This window comes from Leptolyngbya sp. Heron Island J (assembly GCF_000482245.1).
Classification (GTDB): domain Bacteria; phylum Cyanobacteriota; class Cyanobacteriia; order Phormidesmidales; family Phormidesmidaceae; genus Leptothoe.
The window spans coordinates 1-21,759 of sequence record NZ_AWNH01000018.1 but is presented as its reverse complement, the minus strand read 5'-3'; the positions used below and the strand labels follow the sequence as shown (position 1 = coordinate 21,759).

General features: G+C 49.9%; 15 protein-coding genes and 1 CRISPR repeat array. Of the genes, 7 read left to right on the top strand and 8 right to left on the bottom strand.

The window, feature by feature from the left end:
* Positions 1-443 precede the first annotated feature (443 nt).
* A complete protein-coding gene (locus N836_RS76965) occupies positions 444-587 on the bottom strand; it encodes a hypothetical protein (RefSeq protein ID WP_023071370.1) in 144 nt (47 codons plus the stop codon).
* Positions 588-1,357: 770 nt separating this feature from the next.
* Between N836_RS76965 and N836_RS45765 the strand changes: the two genes are divergently transcribed.
* The 4 genes from N836_RS45765 (at position 1,358) to N836_RS45750 (ending at position 4,686) form a co-directional block, all read left to right on the top strand.
* Positions 1,358-1,909, top strand: coding sequence for a universal stress protein (locus tag N836_RS45765; protein WP_023071369.1), 552 nt, complete (start codon positions 1,358-1,360; stop codon positions 1,907-1,909).
* 175 nt (positions 1,910-2,084) lie between these two features.
* Positions 2,085-3,617 carry a uroporphyrinogen-III C-methyltransferase gene (gene cobA / locus N836_RS45760; protein ID WP_031291885.1) on the top strand — a complete coding sequence of 511 codons (1,533 nt, stop codon included), beginning with the start codon at positions 2,085-2,087 and terminating at the stop codon, positions 3,615-3,617.
* Complete coding sequence (gene coaE / locus N836_RS45755) at positions 3,610-4,221, top strand: dephospho-CoA kinase (RefSeq protein ID WP_023071367.1); 612 nt, start codon at positions 3,610-3,612, stop codon at positions 4,219-4,221. Before cobA ends, coaE begins: the two co-directional genes overlap by 8 nt.
* 114 nt (positions 4,222-4,335) lie before the next feature.
* Positions 4,336-4,686, top strand: a complete 351-nt coding sequence (locus N836_RS45750) for a hypothetical protein (RefSeq protein WP_023071366.1) — start codon at positions 4,336-4,338, stop codon at positions 4,684-4,686.
* 78 nt (positions 4,687-4,764) lie between these two features.
* Here the strand turns inward: N836_RS45750 and N836_RS72935 are convergent, their stop codons facing one another.
* The 5 genes from N836_RS72935 to N836_RS45725 form a co-directional block, all read right to left on the bottom strand.
* The gene (locus N836_RS72935) at positions 4,765-6,960 is read right to left on the bottom strand and encodes a hypothetical protein (protein WP_023071365.1); all 2,196 of its coding nucleotides are present in this window, start codon (positions 6,958-6,960) and stop codon (positions 4,765-4,767) included.
* A 212-nt stretch (positions 6,961-7,172) separates the two neighbouring features.
* The gene (locus tag N836_RS45740) at positions 7,173-7,517 is read right to left on the bottom strand and encodes a DUF4870 domain-containing protein (protein ID WP_023071364.1); all 345 of its coding nucleotides are present in this window, start codon (positions 7,515-7,517) and stop codon (positions 7,173-7,175) included.
* A 332-nt stretch (positions 7,518-7,849) separates the two neighbouring features.
* Positions 7,850-10,264 (bottom strand): CHASE2 domain-containing protein, encoded by a 2,415-nt coding sequence (locus N836_RS45735; RefSeq protein ID WP_023071363.1) that lies wholly within the window; start codon positions 10,262-10,264, stop codon positions 7,850-7,852.
* A 148-nt stretch (positions 10,265-10,412) separates the two neighbouring features.
* Positions 10,413-11,168: a DUF928 domain-containing protein gene (locus N836_RS45730; RefSeq protein WP_081716807.1), complete on the bottom strand. Its 756-nt coding sequence runs from the start codon at positions 11,166-11,168 to the stop codon at positions 10,413-10,415.
* Positions 11,169-11,481: 313 nt separating this feature from the next.
* Positions 11,482-14,100, bottom strand: a complete 2,619-nt coding sequence (locus N836_RS45725) for a CHAT domain-containing protein (RefSeq protein WP_023071361.1) — start codon at positions 14,098-14,100, stop codon at positions 11,482-11,484.
* A 266-nt stretch (positions 14,101-14,366) separates the two neighbouring features.
* On the opposite strand from N836_RS45725, the gene N836_RS45720 reads away from it, so the two are divergent.
* The 3 genes from N836_RS45720 (at position 14,367) to N836_RS72930 (ending at position 18,510) form a co-directional block, all read left to right on the top strand.
* Positions 14,367-17,306, top strand: coding sequence for a two-partner secretion domain-containing protein (locus N836_RS45720; RefSeq protein WP_023071360.1), 2,940 nt, complete (start codon positions 14,367-14,369; stop codon positions 17,304-17,306).
* Positions 17,307-17,358: 52 nt separating this feature from the next.
* A complete protein-coding gene (locus tag N836_RS45715; RefSeq protein WP_023071359.1) occupies positions 17,359-17,913 on the top strand; it encodes a shikimate kinase in 555 nt (184 codons plus the stop codon).
* Positions 17,914-18,042: 129 nt separating this feature from the next.
* Positions 18,043-18,510, top strand: a complete 468-nt coding sequence (locus tag N836_RS72930; RefSeq protein WP_161634936.1) for an ankyrin repeat domain-containing protein — start codon at positions 18,043-18,045, stop codon at positions 18,508-18,510.
* Between the two features lie 33 nt (positions 18,511-18,543).
* On the opposite strand, the gene N836_RS45705 is transcribed toward N836_RS72930, so the two are convergent.
* Both N836_RS45705 and N836_RS45700 read right to left on the bottom strand, forming a co-directional pair.
* Positions 18,544-19,311 (bottom strand): hypothetical protein, encoded by a 768-nt coding sequence (locus tag N836_RS45705; RefSeq protein WP_023071357.1) that lies wholly within the window; start codon positions 19,309-19,311, stop codon positions 18,544-18,546.
* Positions 19,312-19,501: 190 nt separating this feature from the next.
* Positions 19,502-21,191: a CRISPR direct-repeat array (repeat unit 37 nt; unit sequence GTTTCAATCCCTGAGAGGGTTTGGAGGATGTTGGAAC).
* Positions 21,192-21,378: 187 nt separating this feature from the next.
* Positions 21,379-21,759 (bottom strand): IS256 family transposase (locus tag N836_RS45700; protein ID WP_023071356.1); only part of this gene is annotated, 381 nt, incomplete at its 5' end.

Genomic DNA, 21,759 nt, shown 5'->3' with positions numbered 1-21,759 from the left:
ATACATATAAACATCTTTACATAGGGTTACACACATTCTCCATAGTGGCGGACGGAAGCATGAGGGCGAAGCAATGAAGCAGCTGTCTGCAGCAGTCAAGTCTCAAGGCTCTAAAGCGACCTGACCAGTCCTTGATCGACTAAGTGGGTAAACTCAATCTTCTATAAGATATGAACAAGCTGTTTAACTTCGTAGCTTTTGCCCCCAAACCCCCAATCCTGGGGGCTTTGAGTCTAGCCTCCCCCAGGATTGGGGGACGGGAGGGGGCCTCGATATCTGATAGCTAATTGGGTCAACCTACTTATATCTACTAATACATTTGCCAGCACCATGGATTTGTCTGGGTCAATAAAAAAGCTCCGGCACTAACACCAGAGCTTTAGAGGAGCATATCGATCATCAATGAGCTAGTCGTTATTAGGTCAATAACAACACCAGGCTAGCTATACCCAACTAGAAGAATAGGGATCACCTTCATAGGGCTGCACACCAACATAGGGATAGGCATCGTCATTCGGCCCAAAAATACGAACAGCTGCGCCAAAAATGTAGTTAAAACTATCTGCTAACCAACGAAGACTACGCATGACTCTATCCTCTATAACCTATATTAACTGGGGTGGGAAACGGTGGATACCGCCAAGAACCACAGGGGCTAACTGTAATTTATGATTGAGCAACCTGTAGTTTTAGATATTGATAATCTCAACTAAAATGAAGTGAGATTTGCGTACGGTCTACTTTTAGAAAGAGCGTTATCGATTTTTTATCTCTTCCCAAATGTTTTTGACCACTTGCATTCTAGAGTTCGAGCGAGGAGGAGAACAACAGCTGGTAAAGACTTGAAAGTATTGTTCATATTACTTATCAAGTATTAGAAGTTATCACGTCAAATTGTTATTTTCAAGTCTTAATGGACAAAATCATTGGCATTTACAGGATTTATCAGCGGTTTCCAAAGTATTCTCTATGTTGTTCAGTAGTCTGTCGAAAGTCTGAAAATAAAACTCGCTAAGAGTTGTCATATCTATATCTAGGAGGGCTTTAGCAGAACCTAAGGAAATAGATATTGATCAGAAATTCACGCTCAATACTTATTAGCACTCAGTAATCTTTTACTTCAATTACGTTTACATCCATGTGCCATGATTCAAAGTTCATTGTTTGCAGCCAGCCTTATGTTTCTTGCAAGACAAACTTATTAGTGCTTAGTGCTTTAAACTTAATATTTCTCAATTTATAGGTTGAGTTTTTTAGTGACTGTAGTTTTTTTTGTGTCTTTGAGGCTTGAGTCATTAATAATTAAAATTGTCGATTGTTTAATCCCACACGCTCCGTGCATAGGAGAATAGTCGCCATGTTTCAACGCATTTTAGTAGCCTTAGATCGCAGTCAGAGTAGTCGCAGTGTACTGGAAGAAGCTATTGCTTTAGCCAAGCCCACGGCTACGCTTAACCTTGTTACGGTTATCCCACCGATGGATGTGGGTTATCCAGACCCGATTTATCTAAGTATGGAGGGGATGCAGGGTATTTGGACGACAGAGTTATACCAAAGCCATATGGTTAGCTGGCAACAGCAGCAGCAGGAAATTGAGGGTTGGATGCGATCTCAAACCGACTTTGCCCAGCGTCAGGGTCTGAGTACCGAATACACCTGTCCCATTGGTACCCCTGGGGAAACCCTATGCAAAATTGCCACCAAGTGGAAAGCCGACTTAATCATCATGGGTCGACGGGGTCGCACTGGCTTTAGCGAACTGTTATTGGGCAGTGTCAGCAACTATGTAATGCACCATGCCCCCTGTTCAGTACTGACAGTTCAAGGGATTACTCAGAAAACGATGGGGGAAACAGCCATGGCGGCACCGTCTGTTGCTAGCTCCAACATGTCTCCTAAAACCATATAAGACCTTCTCCCAACCACTACACCATTCCCCCCCTGAACCAGGCCTTTGTTGTCCAGGTCTACCGCCAGTGTCAGCAAGAAAGCCCAATGGATCATGCCAATAACGGTAACCAGTATGGTAGCGTCTGAGGTTTGTACACTTAGACACTGAATTAGTAGTGGATGGCGCTGACACAATGACGGCAAATGGCAAGGTTTATCTTTTAGGAGCAGGTCCGGGCAATATCGACTATCTCACCGTGCGCGGTCAGCAAGTGCTGCAGCAAGCTGACTGTCTAATTTATGATGCGCTGGTAGATCAGCGTTTGCTATCTCAGCTACCTGCGGCCTGTGAAGCCATTCAGGTCGGCAAACGAGGAGGGCAGCCCAGCACCCCCCAGACCGATATCAATCGGCTACTAGTCAATCACTGTCAGCAGGGCAAACAGGTGGTGCGGCTAAAAAGTGGTGATCCTTTTATTTTTGGACGCGCTGCGGGTGAAATCCAGGCCCTCAAGGCGGCTAACTGTACTTTTGAAGTGATACCTGGAGTGTCTTCGGCCCTGGCTGCTCCTTTACTGAGTGCTATTCCCCTGACTGATCCAGTCTTGAGTCATGGGTTTGGTGTGTTTACCGCCCACAATCTTCAAAACCTCGACTGGCCTACCCTGGCTAATTTAGAAACCTTGGTGTTGCTGATGGGGGGTCGACATTTAGGAGACATTTGTCATCAGCTCCAAGTCCACGGACGGCACGGTGACACTCCCATTGTTGTGATTCAATGGGCCAGTCAACCCCAACAGCGTCTCTGGCAGGGCACACTGCTTAACATTGCTCAACTCACTAGGGGTGAAAAGCTATCTCCTTGCATTATTGTCATTGGTGAAGTGATACGCTTGCGAGAGTTTTTAGTGCCGCCTACATTCGTTGATACCATGGTCAATAGAGGATTGAATAACAAAACAATTCTGGTTACCCGTGCAACCGGGCAATCCAGCGAGTTTACCACTCTGCTTAACCACCAGGGGGCCACGGTTATTGATATGCCTGCCCTAGAAATTCGTCCACCGTCCAGCTGGACAGACCTGGATCAGGCTTTGGAGAGATTGTCAACATTTGACTGGTTAATTTTGACCTCCGCCAATGCAGTCAATTTCTTTTTAGATCGGTTGTTAGTCAAGCAGTATGATCTGCGGCAACTGGCCCATTTAAAGCTAGCGGTGGTGGGTAAAAAAACGGCTAATGTTTTGACTGAACGTGGTTTTAGGGCTGATTTTATTCCTCCTCACTATGTGGCCGATTCCCTGATAGAGCGCTTTCCGGTTTCCCTTAAAGGTTTAAAGATACTGTTTCCCCGGGTGGAAACTGGGGGGCGAGATGTATTGGTTAAAGAATGTGTAGCCCAAGGGGCAATGGTGGCTGAAGTGGCAGCCTATGAGTCGGGCTGTCCCCAAGCGATGACGGCTGGGGCCACAGTAGCACTACAGCAGAGACAGGTGGATGTGGTCACGTTTGCTAGTTCTAAAACAGTGCGGCATTTTAAGCAGCTGATGCTGGGCCGGTTTGGAGAGAGTTGGCTGGATTATCTGGAAGGGGTTGCGATCGCATCCATCGGTCCCCAAACCACTAAAACCTGTCTAGAAGATCTGGGGCGCATAGATATTGAAGCCACCACCTACACCCTAGACGGTCTCACCGAGGTCCTGGTGCAGTGGGCGGCCCATGAGTAAGGCTCAGCGGATCATTGGCCTGACCGGAGGAATTGCCACTGGCAAATCGACTGTTTCAGACTACCTGGCCACCACCCACCAGCTTCCCATCCTCGACGCTGACATCTATGCCCGTGAAGCCGTCGCTCCGGGAGCACCAATCCTCAGCAGTTTGGTCGAGCGCTATGGGGATGCCATTGTGCTCAGCGATAGTTCACTTAATCGTCGTCATCTAGGCACAATTATTTTCAACCAACCTGACGAAAAACACTGGGTCGAACAGCAAATCCATCCCTTTGTTCGCCAGCGGTTTACCCAGGTGCGTCGCCAGTATCCTCCCACTCAAACCCTGGTCTATGCCATTCCCCTGCTGTTTGAAGCGAACCTCACCCATCTAGTCAGCGAAATTTGGGTGGTTATTTGTCGCCTTGAACAACAGCAACAGCGATTGATGGCCCGTAATCATCTCTCCCAAAGCGAAGCGGCAGCACGGATCAAAAATCAGCTACCCCTCAGTCAAAAAACAGCCCAGGCCGACTGGGTACTTGACAATTCCAATGATAGGTCACAACTCTATCGTCAGGTTGACACAGCTTTATTCTCTAGCCAACCAACAAAACCGTAAATCAACCCTAAGAATCACAAATCAACGTCACAAAACAGGCAAACTCAAAGATGAGTGTTACAGACTTATTGTTACGGATCAAAAAATCCTGTCCTATCACAACGAGAGAGTACTATGACTACCGATTTTACCGATTTTCTTAAGCATAAACAGGCCTATATTGCTATCGGCGAATTCAAACCCGGTCGCTTTTCCGAAGCCCGTCAACTCTATGAACAGGCTGTGGCCACCTACGATGATGGTTTCCAAGGCGCTTATCTTTTCCAGGAGCCTGGCACCGATCGTGGGATCGCCGTGATCCTTTGGGATAACGTCGACAATATGGAAGCACACCACACCCCCACCTACGACAAAATTGTTAGGGAATTATCTGGGCTGTTTGCATCTCCACCCGAAGTCAAATTCTACGAAGTTTGCAGCGAAATTGGGTTGATGGGTCAACTCGCCCAGGCGATCGCTGCTTAGAAGGAATCGCCTAATGAGTGCCAGCCAGCGGAGGGGAATCTATTATTCTCCTCCCTAAGCTTGTTTAACAGTCAATGCTTACATCATCACAGCCGTTTTCACCTGCAATGTTTGCTTGAGCTTATCTAACTTACGCATCACCTGTTTCAGGTTATTGATATCCCCAGTGGTGCGGAGAAGGCGAGCAGCTGTTTCTAAATCAGCAATGGCCTGCAGTAGTTTGCCTTGTTTTTGATACACCGCTCCCCGGTAGCAGTAGGCTAACGCTAGCTTGGGCTGTCGCTCAATGGCGAGACCAAATTGCCCAACAGCCTGCTGTAACTCCCCTAAGAATTGAAAAATACGCCCTCGATAAAAATAGGGAATTGCACTTTGGGGACAAAGGCTAGTCGCTGCAGCTAGATCATCCAACGCCCCATCGTAATCTCGTATATCCATCCTGAGCACACCTCGGTTACACCGAGCCGCAAATAACTCAGAATTTAACCGAATAGCATGGCCAAAATCTTTTAAAGCTTTAGCATAGTCATTGACTTCCATCCAGGCCACACCGCGACAATTGTAAGCAGTTGCACTCGGGCGAATATTAATCACTTGGGTAAAATCTTCAATGGCCCCAGCACAGTCGCGCATGTCATAGCGAGTGATCCCCCGATTAAAATAGGCCCCAGCATCATCAGCATCGAGCACCAGGTTCTCAAAACGCTGCATCAACGGTTGAATCACGGCAGGATCGGTCGTGCGCAGCTTGAGTTTCACCTTAGGGAACAAACTAGTCTGGGTAGACAGTGCCTGCATGCCAATCAGGGCAGAAGTAGAATCGCATACAGCAAAGTTCTCAGTAGTGCCCAAAATCTTAAAGGAGAATAAATCTGGATAGTCTTGCTTGAACGGCAAGAGCTGATTCAAGGCACGTTTGAGCTGACGATGGCGCGTACTATCTTCACTCCAGCGCTGACTAATCGTTCGTAACAATACCTGCTCGCGACTATCTCCCTGATGACACCAACCAATATCCAGGCGACAGTTACGATCTAGCACCTGTTGAAGCCGCCGTAAAAGATCCGCATCCAGATTGACATTATCCGCCCAGGGCCAAACTAACACGACTCTTTCCGTCGCTTGATCCAGCAGCTGTTCTAATGCTTTTCGACTGTTGGACTTGCCGGCAACATTATCAAAATCAAATAGCCACTGACTGTCGGCAATATTGGATACTGATGCCTGTATGGGTTCCAAGGTTTCATCCACCGCTGCCAGCACGGCATCAGTCAGTATAGTCATCTGCTCATCTGTGTCATCTAACCGCTGTTGTAGGTGCTGAAACACGCTGCCCTTATCCTTTTGCAAGGGTTCTAATGTTTCAGCCACGGCTTCCAATACAGAATCAGTGACAGTTCCCAGCTGTCGTTCTAACTTATCTACACGCTGTTGTAACTGCGTCATCGGTCTTGGCTCAGGCATCAAAGGAGGTGATAGCTGCGGTCTAGCAGCTTGATCAGCCAGTTCTTTTTGTAAACGAGCTGATAGCACCATAAACTCATCCCGAGATACTAGTTCTGAGACAGCTTTCACCAACTCCTGCACTTCTTTTTTGAGTACGGCCTGAGTTTCGTCAGTTGTTAGCTGCTGCACCTGCTGCTTTAAATATTGGAGTTTATCATCGAGGCCAGAAATATCATTCTTGGTCTCAGCTCCAAATACCTCCATATGCACCCGGAATTGCATCACCTCAGCTTTAAGCTTAGCGACTATGGACTCAACGGTTTCAATCCGACTCGTGTCCGATAGCTGCTGATAGCGAGCTTTGATATCTTTGAGGTCAACCCCCACCTTTTTAGAATACTTCCGTAGGCTCTTAAGTTCCTGGCGCAACTCCTGCAATTCAGGAATATCCTGCTTTTCAATCTTTTCTAGCAGCATCTTCCGTGTATATTCAAACAGTTGAGACAGACTCAAAATGTCCTGCTGATTTTGAGCAATCACCGACTGTCGAACAGCGTTCAGTTGCTCATGGGATGGCAAATCTTCTAATTGCTCTTGCACATCTCGCAAACGTTTGTCTAAGCTGCTGTTAACCGACAACATTACTGACTGATCTTGATTTAGCTTCTCCTGAAGCTGCCGTCGACTCAGCAACCCCAATCCAGCTAACAATGACAACGGAGCTGCAGCTAATAGCACCTGCTGTGTGGCTACCGAAGCAAGCGTTCCAGCACCGGAACCCACAAGTAGAGCATACTCAGTCCAATTAAACCAGCGATGTTTATTCACAGGAGTTTGCCAAACGGAATGACGAAAAAAGCAGCCCTGACGGACTGCTTATCCTCTTATTCATGATGACCATAGATTTATCAGGAGATTCGTCAAGTCTTCACGCGTCATCAAACAATGAGATTGGCTAAGTATTTACCCGGATGTAAAACCAGCCGTCTAATACTGCAACCCCTGATAGAAACCTATTTTCCATCAAAATTCAACCCGGCTTAAAGAAAGCGAATGACAAACGGGTATTTAAAGGCACCCTCTGGGTTACTAAAACTAGCCAAAATTGCTAACACTGGCATCACCCACTGAAAAATTAGCAGGGGAACCACGAACAGCCAGCCAATTAATACCCAGCAGAGGAGTCCGACAATGACGCTGTAAATCCAGATATTCAGGTGAAAATTTAAGGCTTCTTTGGAATTCTCTTTAATGACCGGATCATCAGAAATAATCCACAGAGCAGCCGGAATCCCAGCGGACAATAACAGCTGGCTCAGAAAGATAGAACCGTGGGCAAGGGCTGACAGAACTTTGCGCTTATCGCTATCAAAGGTTGCATCCATGGTATTCGTGTCTCTTTTTTGCTTTGACTACATAGTAAGCGATGTGCTGAAAGCCTCCGTTAGGGAAAACCGTAGTCGGTGACAATCGAGTAATTGGTCTTGGTCTCAACACAAGCGGGGTATTGCCTTGAGGATGTTTAAAGTGTTAAGAAACATCAACCCCGTAATGGGACGGCTGCGGTTTATGGACGCGATCCCTTTAGCAACTGGTTTGAATATCTCTACGAACCTAGATAGCCAGAGGCTACTAAACTGAGACAGCAGAACTGGTGACCTAGTCAAGCTACCCAGCGGCAGGGCCTTGCTTGCAGTTCTGCCCATAGACAGCTCTTTTACTGATAGCGAACGCCCAGGTACTGCGCTAGTTTGTCTAGCAGTTCGTCTCGACGGAATGGTTTGCTGACAAAATCATCACAGCCAGCCCCCAAACTGAGTTCACGATCTTGGGCCAGAGCACTAGCCGTCAAAGCCACAATCGTTGGGGGAGAGATATCGGTTTCTCGACTTTTTTGCCGGATTTGGCGAGTGGCTTCACAACCATTCATCACCGGCATTTGCATATCCATCCAAATAAAGTGGGGATGCCAGCTTTCCCAAAGTTCAACGGCTTCTTGGCCATTGGTTGCTTCCCGAATCTGAAACCCCAGGGATGTGAGCAGTTTGTTGAGCAGCTTGCGGCTAATGGGTTCGTCGTCAGCAATCAAGATCCGAAAGGGAACTTGATTGGCGGCCAGGCTGGTCACCTGGGATATCGGTGGGAATGCATGGGTGGGTAAACGCTCTAGCCGCACCGGAATATCAAACTGAAAGGTTGTTCCTTGAGTTAAGGTGGAGCTGACGATAATCTCTCCCCCCATGAGATTCACAAGTTGTTGACTGATAGGGAGCCCCAAGCCGACTCCTTCTACAACAGTTTGACTGACTTTGCCTTGGGTAAAAATTTCAAATAGCTGAGGGATATCGTGCGCAGCAATGCCAGGCCCTGTGTCTTTGACTGCAAAGTGTAGGGTCATGGTATCTGGCTCAACGATACCCTCTGAGAGTTGGAGCACAACTCTACCGCTGTCGGTAAATTTAATGGCGTTGTCTAATAGATTGATGAGGACCTGGCGGAGTTTACCTTCATCGGCGGTTACAAACTGGGGAATATTGGGGCTGCGTTCAAACTGGAGCTGTAAACCTTTAGCTGTCGCTTTTGGCTCCAGCATGCCTTTGAGCATGTCTAAAAGACTGTAAAGGTTGACACTGGTTTCATGTAAGACAACTCGATTAGCTTCTATTTTAGAAATTTCGAGGATATCGTTGATTAAGTTCAACAGATGCTCGCCACTAAGATTGATAATGTCTAGAGACTTTTTCTGTTGTGTTGTTAATGTGGAATCTTGACCCATGAGTTGAGTGAAGCCCAGGATAGCATTGAGGGGAGTACGAAATTCGTGGCTCATCTTAGCTAAAAACTGGCTTTTGGCTTGGGAAGAGGCTTCAGCTCGAATTTTGTCTTGTTCAAGTTTGAGGTTTTGCTGGGCTAGCTCTGTGCGATATTGCTGCAGTTTCAGGATTTCGTAGCCTGCGATCGCACTTGCAGAAACAATCAATGCCACAAACGGCGGCACAACCGGAATCCACCAGCCCCCCAAAAAAGCCAGATAGCTACTAACCGTTAAAACACCCCCTGCCAGCACAACCGAGGTAATCAAAACCGCCAACCGGGTCACCATGCGTTTGCTATGGCGTTTAGTATCCAGTAGCCAACAGTATCCCAGGGCACCCACCCCTGACCACACCAGAATCCATACCGCTTCGACTGGTTCTGACCAGCTCTGTAAGACGGCCCGTCCATCCAACGCTGCACTCACCAAAGTACTAGCCAGGTTGGCATGGATCACCATGCCCGCCGTCGCCTCCGGTGTATTAATTAACCGACTGCTGTAGGGTGTGTAGAACAAATCATTGAGACTGGCGGCTACCCCCCCAACAATGACAATGCGATCGCGAATTAATTCAGGGTCCAGACGATTATTGAGCACATCCGTCACCGACACCTGGGGAAAATAGTCCGCATGTCCCCGGAAGTTGATCAAGATCTGATAGCCACCTGCACTGGTACGAACATAGCCGCCGTCATTGCCACTTAAGGGCCTCAGGACAGCCTGACCCAAACGATAGGCTTTCTGGTCCGCATCCTCCACCCCCTGAGGCACATCGCGAGCCGCCAAATACCGTACCGCTAGTTCAGCCCCTAGCCCCAGCCGCAGCTGATTTTCAGCATTCGGATGGGACAATAGCCCCCGTCGAAACTTGCCATCTGCATCCACCAGTAAATCAGTCAGGGCCACCTGTCCCTGATCCTCCAATTCTGCTGGTGGGGCCACTGTGCGGCCAATTGCTTTTTCGACACCAATCAGATTAGGGGTGGATGTCATCACCTCAACCCAGTCTTGATACCCCGGTTCTACGGGTAGGTCACGATATAAATCTAGACCAATCACCGCTGGCTGATGCTGCCTCAGGTTGCGCACCAGCTGGGCCAGGATGGCATCCGAAAGCGGCCACTGACCAAGGGTACTGATGTCAGTTTCGTCAATGGTGACTAGGACAATGCGGTCATCAATGGATGCGGTGGGGCGCAGGTGAAAATATTGATCGTACATTGCCCACTCTAATAGCTGCAGTGCGCCTGTCAGTCTTAGGGCTATAACTGTACCAGCCACAATTGGCGTTGTTAAAAGTGCAGCAATCCATCGCATCTAATTCCTCTTAGCAGTACTTTTTAGCCTGGTTTTCCCATCAGCACGCCATAGATATTATGGCAGGATGAGATGGCTAAAATCCTGCAGAAACTCACTCATCATTAACGCTTCATCGTTTTAGCTGGCTTTCCAGCCTAATGCAATATTAATTAAGCAATGGCATGTTTGCGATCGCATCTAGCTTTTCCCTACGCAGCAATTCAGACCAGTTCTGATTGAGCGTCTGATTATCTGGCTGAGTCTGGCGCAGCTGTACTAGATTTGTTAACATATCGTGCCACACCCCAGATTGCCCATAGGTCACCGTCTGGTCTAACACAGACTGCGATTCAGCCAAAGCTGCCGATGCCAGTTCAACCCGCCGGATCTGACCGCTGGTAATCGGCATGTCTGTTTGCGTAGGCTGACAAAGGAGCGCCAGGGACCAATGATAGGTCTTGCCCACCTCCAGGGTGGGGCTATCAGCTGGCAGCGGCAGACTGACAATCCCCCCAGTCCCAGGTATCTCTACCTGGGTTTGGTAAAGGCCACTGTGATCAGCATTTCTCAAAGTCAAGTGTGCCCGAGTCGCTGTGGTCGCAGGCACGTATACCAGCAGAGTGGGATGGGCCGCCACCGTTAGCCCTACCCCCGACTGCGGCAGCAGTGCCGTCAATGGATGCGCATAGCCATCATCGTGGATGCATTTGATTTCAGCAGGACGAGAAGCCCCCCCGCGAGAATTGTCGACCCGTTCATCAGAGGGCGGCTCAAAGATGACAAATGAATCATCAGCCGCAGCTGCCCTTCGAGCCCTGGCAGTGGAGACCGTTTCAGCTAGCATCGCTGGAGTGACCAGCGTTCCTAACATGAGCGTCCCCAACCCGGCTAAACACAAGCGATTAAATAAAGAATATTTCATAGATGCGAGAGATTAAAAGAGATATGTTACGGAAGACTTGAAACAGAGACAGCGAAGGACAGAGAAATGAGGGCGCAGACGTGAAAAAGATGTCTAAAATAGCAACATTTTAGGGCTCTAAATTGTCTTCACTCACCATTCACTTGCTAGAGGGGAACGCCGGGTAGAGCCTCATGGTACCTAGTTATTCCTGCCAGTGGTAGATGTTGGGGAAACTGTAACCCAACCCTCATTCAACTTTCTTGCTTACGTCCTTGAGGTTTAGCATCGCTTCATAAATCCTGCCCCAGTTGAAACTTGTCATTCTTGCTGCCTACAACCAGTTGCCCACCAAAACAAACGGTGCCCAGTAAAAGGGATGCTGGTATTGGGGCTGTTGTAACAAACTAAGCTGGGCCGCTCTGAGGGCTGCAGCTTTGGTCATGCCTGGATTCTCGGCGAGCTGCTGATAAAACTGCGCCATCAGGGTGGCCGTAGACTCATCTTTTACCTGCCAGAGTGTTGCCAGGGTGCTGCGGGCTCCAGAGCGTAGAGCCATGCCAGCCAGCCCGAGGGCAGCGCGTTTATCCCCCGTAGCGGTTTGGCAGGCGCTGAGTACCAATAGTTCCAGCGGCTGTTGCGGATCTCGCCGTCTAGGCTGCAACAGCGCATCCAGGTCTTGTACATTAATCCGGCCATCCCAGGTGACCAGAAAGGTATCTTCTACCCTGGAGCTAAACTGGCCGTGGGTCGCTAGATGCACCACGGAGAACGGCACATCATTGAGGGTGCGTTTGAGGCGATCGGTGGTAAAAGTTTGGTTGAGCAACTGGGTTGTGGGCAATGTGGCCGCAATCTGGTTGACTTCGATGTCAACGGCAGGCAGTGCGGCGAATCCCTGTTGGGGAACGCTCAGACCGCCGGTTAACACATCGAGTTGGCCCACACTCAAGGACTGGGGCTCCAACAGCTGTAACCCAGGACTCAGGGCAATGCCATAGCGTTCGACTAGATAGTGTTGACCATCGTGCAATACGGCCATGGGTAAATTACGCAGGGTGCCATCTAATACAAAAACCAGGGTTTGGGTCTCGGCCAGAAAGTCTGTAGCCGGGCGGATCAGCCAGTCATAAAGCTGCTGAGAAACTCGGAGTCGATCGGCCTCAAAAAAGTGAGGATTGAGATAAAGCTGCAGCTGGGCAATGGCGGCTTCAATCTCAGGCTGGGGTAGGCGAGTTTCGTAGTGAATCAGGGGTAGCCCCGGTCGCGAAACAATCACCGCTAGCCGATCGGCCAAAATGATCGGGTAAACAATAGCAGCGGTTGGATCAACGGTGTCAATCAGCTGAGATTTCGCCTCCAAACAGGCATGGCGAAAAAAGTTATCGAGTTCGGCCAGCTGTAGGGATTCGATTAATTGTCTAGCTTGTTGTAGCTGGGGCTGTTGGGGCTGGTTATCTAATAGCAGCGCCACTAGCTCACGGTAGACAGGTTCAACGGTTTCGAGAAAGGAAAACTGGAGGTCGGGATTTAAGGCTACCAGTTCCTGCCGTAACGACTGGAGTGAACCGACGGCTTCGCTGTAGGCTGCGATCGCACCGTCTGTCTGTCCCTGCTGTTTCAAAATACGTCCCAGCTGCCACTGCCAGGCCATCTTTAAATCAGGAGCATCCAGCCCTTGAGCCAGCTGCATCGCCTCCTGGGTCACCTGTTGCGCATCCTGCCATTGCTGGACCGTCTCATATAGATGACCCAGCTGCCCCAGGGCAAAGGCCTCGGCCCGGATATCCCCTATCCCACGAGCCATCTGTACCGCATCCGCCAGCAGTTGAGCAATGCGGGTCTGGGCAGATTGATCGCGCCCCTGGGCAAACCGCATCCAGCTAGCGGCAAAATTTACCTGGGCATAGACCGTATCGCGACCGGGGGGGAGCGCCTGCAGCTGGTGAGGCAGCGCCGATATCAACGGTTGTGCCTGCGACCACTGTTCGGTCTTGACCAACAGCTGGAGCTGATTGAGCTGGGCCTCTAGGCGGGCTAACGGTTGGATCGCTAGGTTGGCGGCTTGCTGATAGTGGGTGAGGGCGGCAGCGGTTTCTCCAGAGGCAGCCAGGGTATTACCTAGGCTGAGCAGGGTAGCACTGGCCTGATTGGCAAAAATTGGCTTAGTGGCCACCAGGGGCTGGGTCAGGGCTAAGCTTTCCGTCAGCAGAGATTGCGATCGCTCCAAATCACCCACCGCCTGTAGAGCAATCCCCAGGAGTTTAAGCCCTGTAGCTTTGACCGCTGGATCAGCCTGGGTCTGAATTTTAGCCAGCGATTGCTCCAACAACTGCTGCGATTGCTGATAATGCCCTAGGGTTTGTAGCGCCCTGGCCCGATTGAGCTGAGCCCCCAACTGACCAGTGGCATCTCCCACTGAAACGTAGATGGCCGCCGCCTGTTGCCAGGTCTCAATGGCCTGTTCAGGCTGTCCTAAAACCAGCTGCAGCTGCCCCTGCAGGTTTAAGTTAGCCCCCAATAGCGCTGTGTCAGTAGCCGCCGTTTTGAGCAGAGTTTGACTCTGACCATTCGCCTGGTGAGCTAACTCCCACCGCCCCAAATTAAAATCGGCCAGCGCCAAATAATACAGCGCTCTGGCCTGTTCTAGATGATTGCCCTGGGTTTCATACTGCTGAGCCGCCTGCTGCCAGACATCCGCCGCTGCCGCCAGCCGCCCTGCCGCAAACAAGGCACTGCCCTGGGTCATGGGTGAACCAGTCGCAACCGTCTCACCATCAGCTGGCTCACCTATTTCCACTTGTTCAACGCCACTGGAGAGCACCTGATCGCCAGTAGCCACTCCTGGAGTCGTCCAAATCACCAGCCAACAGCTCACCATCGCTAGCACGACTAACCAGCGGCCCTGCCAAAACCGTCTTCTGTTCAATATCTGCACAAGTCCCATCGCCATCCAGCCCCCTATCACTTTTTTGGGCAACAGCGTTGTCACATTTTTATTCCAACCAGCGGAATTGTAATCGGGATAGCCCTTGGGTGATTAGCACCATAGATATATTTCTTCACGACAAATAGATTAACGAACGCTAGCAAGAATTCGCCTTAAATTACCTTGGATGATTGCAGACATCTCCCGACACACCGACAATATTTTGTAAACCTAAGGCAATAGAGTAATCCTCACTTGTCATTGAGCACAGCCGTTCAGTCATTGATGTTATGGACATTGATCAGAGCAAGACTCACGGCCATGGGCCAGATCCGTCTAAGATCAGAAGTCACGGCTGGGGCCTGACTACACTACTGAGCATTCTGATCACAGCCACCCCCATGGCCCAGGCTCAAATCACCCCTGACAACAGCTTGCCTGTCAATTCAGCTGTCCCTAATGGCTGTACAGTTTGTCCAATTACCGGCGGTACACTGAGCAACGATAGCCAGACCCTGTTCCACAGCTTTGAACAGTTCTCGTTGCGCAATGGCGAAGCTGCTCTTTTTCAGAATGATCCGGCCCTGACCACCATCATTACCCGAGTTACTGGGGCACTAGGCTCTAATATCGACGGTGTCATTACCGCCCAGGGTAATGCCGATTTATTTTTACTCAACCCCAATGGCATTATCTTTGGCCCCAATGCAGTGCTGCAGGTGCCAGGCTCATTTGTCGCCAGCAGCGCTGACAGTATTGTTTTTGACGATGGCAGTGTTTTCAGCGCCACTGCACCCAATACCCCGCCACTATTAACCGTCAGCACTCCCACTGGTCTGCAAATGGGCACCACCCCAGGAGAGATTCGGGTAGACGGCCCCGGCACCTTTCCACCAACGCTGCCAGGGTTATTTGTCTCGCCGGGTCACACGCTGGCGCTAGTGGGAGGCGATGTGACGCTAGCAGGGGGCACCGTATCTGCGCCTACAGGACGATTAGAAATCGGTAGTGCCACCGGGGGGCTGGTTCGCCTCACCCCTGCTATTGATGGCTTTGATCTCGACTATGACACTGTCCAAGAATTTGGGGCCATTACCCTAAGCCAGGGAGCCCTACTTAACACCAGCGGGCCTGGAGGTGGGGCCATTGATTTACATGGCCAAACAGTGTTAGTGGAGGAGGGCTCTCAAATTCTAGCGGTGACCCTGGGGCCACTCCCTGGTGCAGATTTGAGAATAACTGCTACCGAATCAGTAACGGTGCAAGGAGCCTCAGCCAATGGTCAGGTGATCAGCCGGGTGAGCACCGATACGGCGGGAGAGGGCATGGGTGGAGACCTGCTCGTAGAGACCCAACAGCTGCAGGTGCGCGATCGCGCTTTGCTCTCCGCCTCCACAGCAGGAAATGGCACCGGGGGAGACCTGATCCTGCGAGTCAGCGACTCGGTTGACCTCAGCGGTGTGGGAGCAAATGCCCTCCAAAACCTGATTCTTGGTGCCATTCAAGGCACGCTAGACATTTCCGATGCCGAAAGTGGACTGTTGGCAGGCAGCGACGGAGCCGGGGCAGCGGGTCAACTATCGATTGAGACTGCCCGACTACGGCTGGAAGACGGAGCCCTAATCTCGACTACAACGAGTGGAAATGGGGCCGGGGGCGATACGTTAATCACAGCCACTGAATCCGTCGACATTATTGGCTCAGTTATCTTAACCGGCACCCTGCAGGGCACCACCCAGGATGCGGGCGATTTAACCCTTAATACCCAGCGTCTGGTTGTGAGTGAGGGTGGACTGTTACAAACCATCACCTTTGGTGCTGGGGATGGCGGAGAGTTAGTTGTTAACGCCAGCGAATCAGTTGAATTGCGTGATACCCCAGCAGAAGCCATTGCCCCTACGGGCATTTTTGCCAACAGCATTTTTGGAACTGGTGCCGGGGGCAATATCACCGTCAATACCCAAGAATTCACCATGACCGGCGGCGGGCAGGTGAGTAATCAAACCGGGGCTTTTTTGAATACCGGATTGATTCCATTGGGCGGGCCTGCCGGGGATGTGATTCTCAACGTGGGCGGTACTACTGAAATCATTGGCTTGTCCCCTGACGGTAGCTTTGGCAGCGGCCCTGGAACATCTAGCTTTAGCGGTGCTCCAGCAGGTGATGTAGTGCTCAACACGGGGAATCTCTTGATTCGGGACGGAGCGAATATTTCCACCACCACCTTTAGCGATGGTCCTGGAGGAACCCTAATCGTCAATGTAGCCGACGTTTTGGAAATTAGTGGGACCGGTACCCGACAACCCTTTGGGGTGCCCGTGGAACTCCCCAGCAGTTTGGTATCGTCGTCTGGGCGAGCTGATTTTCCAGGGGTAGTGGGCAATGGCTCAGCCGGGGCGCTGCAGGTCACGGCTAATGAGCTGATTATTCGAGATGGGGGTGCGATCGCAATCAACAGTCTTGGCTCCGGTGACGCAGGCACCCTCAAGGCCACAGCTAATCAGATTCGCTTAGACAATGGCGGCACCCTCAATGCCGCCACCAACACTGGAGCTGGCGGCAACATCGAACTGCAAACCTCGCTCCTGCTGCTCAGGCACGGAAGTAACATTAATACCGATGCCGGTAATGCCGACGGTGGCAACATTGAGATTGATACTATTTTTCTAATCGCCCTCGAAAATAGCGACATTACTGCCAATGCCCAACAAGGTAGAGGTGGACAGGTCAGCATCACTGCTCAAACCCTTCTCGGCACCGACTTTAGAGAACGGTTAACCCCCGAGAGCGACATTACCGCCACCTCCGCCTTGGGACCAGAATTTAATGGTGTTGTTGAGCTAAACACCCCTGAACTGGAGCCCGACAGTGGTCTAGTAGAACTCCCCACAGCGGTAAACGATCCGACTGATCAGATTGTTGCCGGGTGCCCAGCCGATAGCGACAACCGCTTTGTCATTGGGGGACAGCATGGGCTACCGACCAATCCCACCCAGCGCTTACCCTCATCCAGCAGCTGGCAAGATCTGCGTTTTTTAGACAGTGTCAGCCCAGCAACAGCCGAGCAACCTGCCTCTAGCACAACCCAAACAACACCTGCAGATAATCAGTCCATTTACGAAGCTAGCCACGTGAAAGTGCAGGAAAATGGCCAGGTTGTCTTAGCTGCAAGATCCACTGAACCGGCTCGATGGCAGTCCCAAGACAGCGAATGTGCAGGTCATCGCTAACGCTCTCTAGCGGCTGCTAAACTAAATCAAAGTTATACAACTTAATGTAAGCATGTCGTCAGATATTATCCTGATTGGCCCCCAGGGAGTTGGCAAGTCAACGATTGGAGCACTTTTGTCAGAGCATCTGGGGCTGCCGCAGTGCTCAATGGATGAACGCCGCTGGGACTATTATCAAGAGATTGGTTACGATCAGCAGCTAGCCCAGCATAAGCGAGAGACTGAAGGAGCCTGGGGGATTATCCATTACTGGAAGCCGTTTGAGGCCCATGCCGTTGAGAGATTACTCGCTGAGCATCAAAACTGCGTCATCGATTTTGGAGCAGGCCACTCTGTCTATGAGGATGCTTCACTTTTTAAGCGAGTCGAAACAGCTTTGATGCCGTATTCCAACGTAATCCTGTTAATGCCATCACCAGACTTAGATGAGGCACTACAAATCCTCAACGAGCGCAACAAGAACTTACCCGAGGATATCCACAACACCAACGAACATTTTGTTAGACATCGTTCTAATTATGAACTGGCTAAATTTACGGTGTATACAAAGAGAAAAACCCCAGAAGAAACCAGAGATGAGATTTTGAGCCTGGTATGTACTTCATAACAACTTTTTCATTAAGAGACTAAGAGAGTAATCTGAGAGAAAAAATCTACAACAGCTAAGCAATTAAGAACACAAGGACCAATCATAATCATGTATCGCTCCGGGGTTAGTTCTAAACATTATTTGCTGATGGCGGTTATACTCCCTATGCTCTGTTTGGGAAGCTGTACTCCAGCTGATCAGCCAGCCGATGCAGTCTCGATGACTGAGACCACTCCATCCTTGATTGAGGCAACGCTGGCTGGCAATGTTGAGACGGTCAGTCAACTACTTCAAGGCGGTATTGATCCAAATTTGGTCTACAACACAAATACAGCCTTAACCTACGCTGCCCGCGATGGTTTTACAGAAATTGCGCGTTTGTTAATTGACTATGGGGCCGATGTGAATTGGATCGATGGTGAAGGCGTCACACCGCTGATTTTGGCATCATTTAAAGGCCATCTTGAGCTGACTCAACTTTTACTGGAGCATGGAGCTGATGTAACTGTTCGCGATCAATGGAATCGGACTGCGTTGGACTATGCTCTACGACGAGGTGAGACAGATGCGATCGCACAGCTGCTACAGTCCCAAAAACCATCGCACCCACGTTGATTCTTAGGCCGCCAATCCTGCTACCAATCATTTTTAACTTACTAAATTAAACCGCTGCAGCTTCGCATCTAGCATTTTGGGCAGTGCTTTTTGCAAGGCGGATTTGCTTTTAAATTCCAACTTGTGCTGAGCGGCAATATCAAACGGAAACTGACCCGGCAAGTCATTCCGTTCCATTTGGGCCACAATCAGCTGCTCAGGACGCTTATTACACAAGGCATACCCTAGTTCCACACAGACCGTCGGGTTGGGCACTAGCAAAGGTAAATCGCTATCGACTTCTAGAATTGGGGTGGCATCGGCTATAAACAATAGGCTACGGCGGATGTGGCGCATCAGGGTACTGTTAAGCCGCACTGGACCATTACTTAAACGATGGGATTCGACCAGCTGTATGGGTAGTCGAGAGCGCCGGTTAAATTTTTCGATGTAGGGCTCCAGGATGTCCCGCAGCAGATCGCTAGATTCGGGATATTCTTCCTGGTAGCACAGGAAGATGGTGGGATCGAGGTTAGCCAGGGAATCGGCCTTAGCAAAGTAGATTTCATGGCTGATTAGGTCGATATTTGCGATCGCATATGTACCGCTTCCTTCGACATAAAACTCCACCGCATCCCCTTCTAGGTAACGCTGGAACCATTCTGATTCACGCACATCGGCAATATCATCCAAAAAGTCAGCCCGCAATGCCGACTTCAGCAGGCTATTCTTTGCCAACCGTAGATCGTGGGGGCGCTTTTCCAAGTCCCGAATTGGTTCATAATCCTGGAGATACCAAGCCTTCAGCGCAATAATCGCCATATTGCCTCGTTCCTAAAAAACCAACGCAATTTCAATGGTTTTAGGCTCTAATTCTAGCAGATTACGTACAGATTACGTCCATTCAGGCATCGATGGAGGCTTGATTGCATGTGCGTAGTTGCTGACAATCGTGTTGATTGAATCACCAGCTACTTGAACCGCTTGTGGTAAGCTCCAGCCCTCAATCTCAGTGCCGATCCCTGAGAGGGTTTGGAGGATGTTGGAACAACTGATTTATTTGATCAGGGGTGAAAATGTTAGTGTTTCAATCCCTGAGAGGGTTTGGAGGATGTTGGAACGCTAATCGCTTGCGGGCGGCTTCTGCTCGCTCTAAGTTTCAATCCCTGAGAGGGTTTGGAGGATGTTGGAACGCTAGCGGATAATCGATCCCATATAAAGACTTATGTTTCAATCCCTGAGAGGGTTTGGAGGATGTTGGAACATATTCGCCCTGCTGATTCCCCCGCAAGCCAACTGTTTCAATCCCTGAGAGGGTTTGGAGGATGTTGGAACCTGGGTCAGGCAGCCACTGAGGCACCACTGGGTTGTTTCAATCCCTGAGAGGGTTTGGAGGATGTTGAAACCTGAAGTCGGAAAATGCCAACCGTCCGTTGACCGACGTTTCAATCCCTGAGAGGGTTTGGAGGATGTTGGAACGCCTTTATGAGCAAGCACCACATTGCCGACATAAAGTTTCAATCCCTGAGAGGGTTTGGAGGATGTTGGAACTTGGGGGTTGGCGTTCGGTCACTCGATCCTTCTAGTTTCAATCCCTGAGAGGGTTTGGAGGATGTTGGAACTTATCCGACCAATTTCCTGGACTCATGTACTCAAGTTTCAATCCCTGAGAGGGTTTGGAGGATGTTGGAACGACTTTTTGACGAAAACAATGTAGTGAGCACAAATGTTTCAATCCCTGAGAGGGTTTGGAGGATGTTGGAACGAGACAGGCCAATGGACTACTAGCCAAACTTCAAAGTTTCAATCCCTGAGAGGGTTTGGAGGATGTTGGAACCCGGTCAAAAAGTGACGCCAACTAACCATATAACTGTTTCAATCCCTGAGAGGGTTTGGAGGATGTTGGAACCTCGAATAGCCCTTGAGTGTACCAATTCGATTTTTGTTTCAATCCCTGAGAGGGTTTGGAGGATGTTGGAACTTGCCAAAAACTCACCAGCAACTTACGGGAACCTGTTTCAATCCCTGAGAGGGTTTGGAGGATGTTGGAACAGGAAGCCGAGAGAGAAGTCGGCCTCTTGAAGCTGTTTCAATCCCTGAGAGGGTTTGGAGGATGTTGGAACCAACGACCAAATCGAACTAGATTATAGTGAGGCATTAGTTTCAATCCCTGAGAGGGTTTGGAGGATGTTGGAACCAACGACCAAATCGAACTAGATTATAGTGAGGCATTAGTTTCAATCCCTGAGAGGGTTTGGAGGATGTTGGAACGGTGGAACTGAAGACGAGGGTTGGTGGAACTGAAGTTTCAATCCCTGAGAGGGTTTGGAGGATGTTGGAACGGGGACAAGCACCCGTACACGATGGTGGTTCATGAGTTTCAATCCCTGAGAGGGTTTGGAGGATGTTGGAACCACATAGATGAGCTTAGGATTGTGATTGCGAATGATGTTTCAATCCCTGAGAGGGTTTGGAGGATGTTGGAACGAAGACCTTATCCGCAAAAAACAAGCGCGACTCCAGTTTCAATCCCTGAGAGGGTTTGGAGGATGTTGGAACAATCTGCGATCGCGCCTCACACTCCACCACACTGCGTTTCAATCCCTGAGAGGGTTTGGAGGATGTTGGAACACGTTGACTGGGAAGACCAGAACCGTCTTGTTAAGTTTCAATCCCTGAGAGGGTTTGGAGGATGTTGGAACGGCGGGCCTTGAAAAGCCTTGAAATATTTAGTTTTCAAGGTTCGAATGCGCGAACTGCCCAAATAATAGCATCGCTGACCAAATCCGCAGCATCTAGATACCAAAGAAAAAAGCGTAACCCTAAGCCATACAAGCATTTCAGCCATTGCGCGGAGAGTGATCTGAATTTTGTGTAAACGCTGTTTGTTTAGAGAGAGAAGCGTTCTGGGAACAGGATAGCAAAATGAGACAGTGCGGCACGCCAATTTTTAATCGGTCGATTCCATTTTTTCGCGATATTGTTCATCGCCAGATACATCAACCTGCAAACAGCGTCTTCATCTGGAAAAACGGCTTTGGTCTTAATCACCTTACGCAGAGAACGATTGAGAGATTCAATAGCATTGGTGGTGTAAATCACCCGACGAATTTCCATGGGGTAATCGAAGATGGGAATCACATTCTCCCAGTGGCGAATCCAGATCTGGCTAATGGCTGGGTAGGCCTCATCCCATTTTTCACTGAAGGCATACAGGGCAGCTTCCGATTCGGCTAGGGTAGCGGCTTGATAAATCGGCTTGAGATCCTT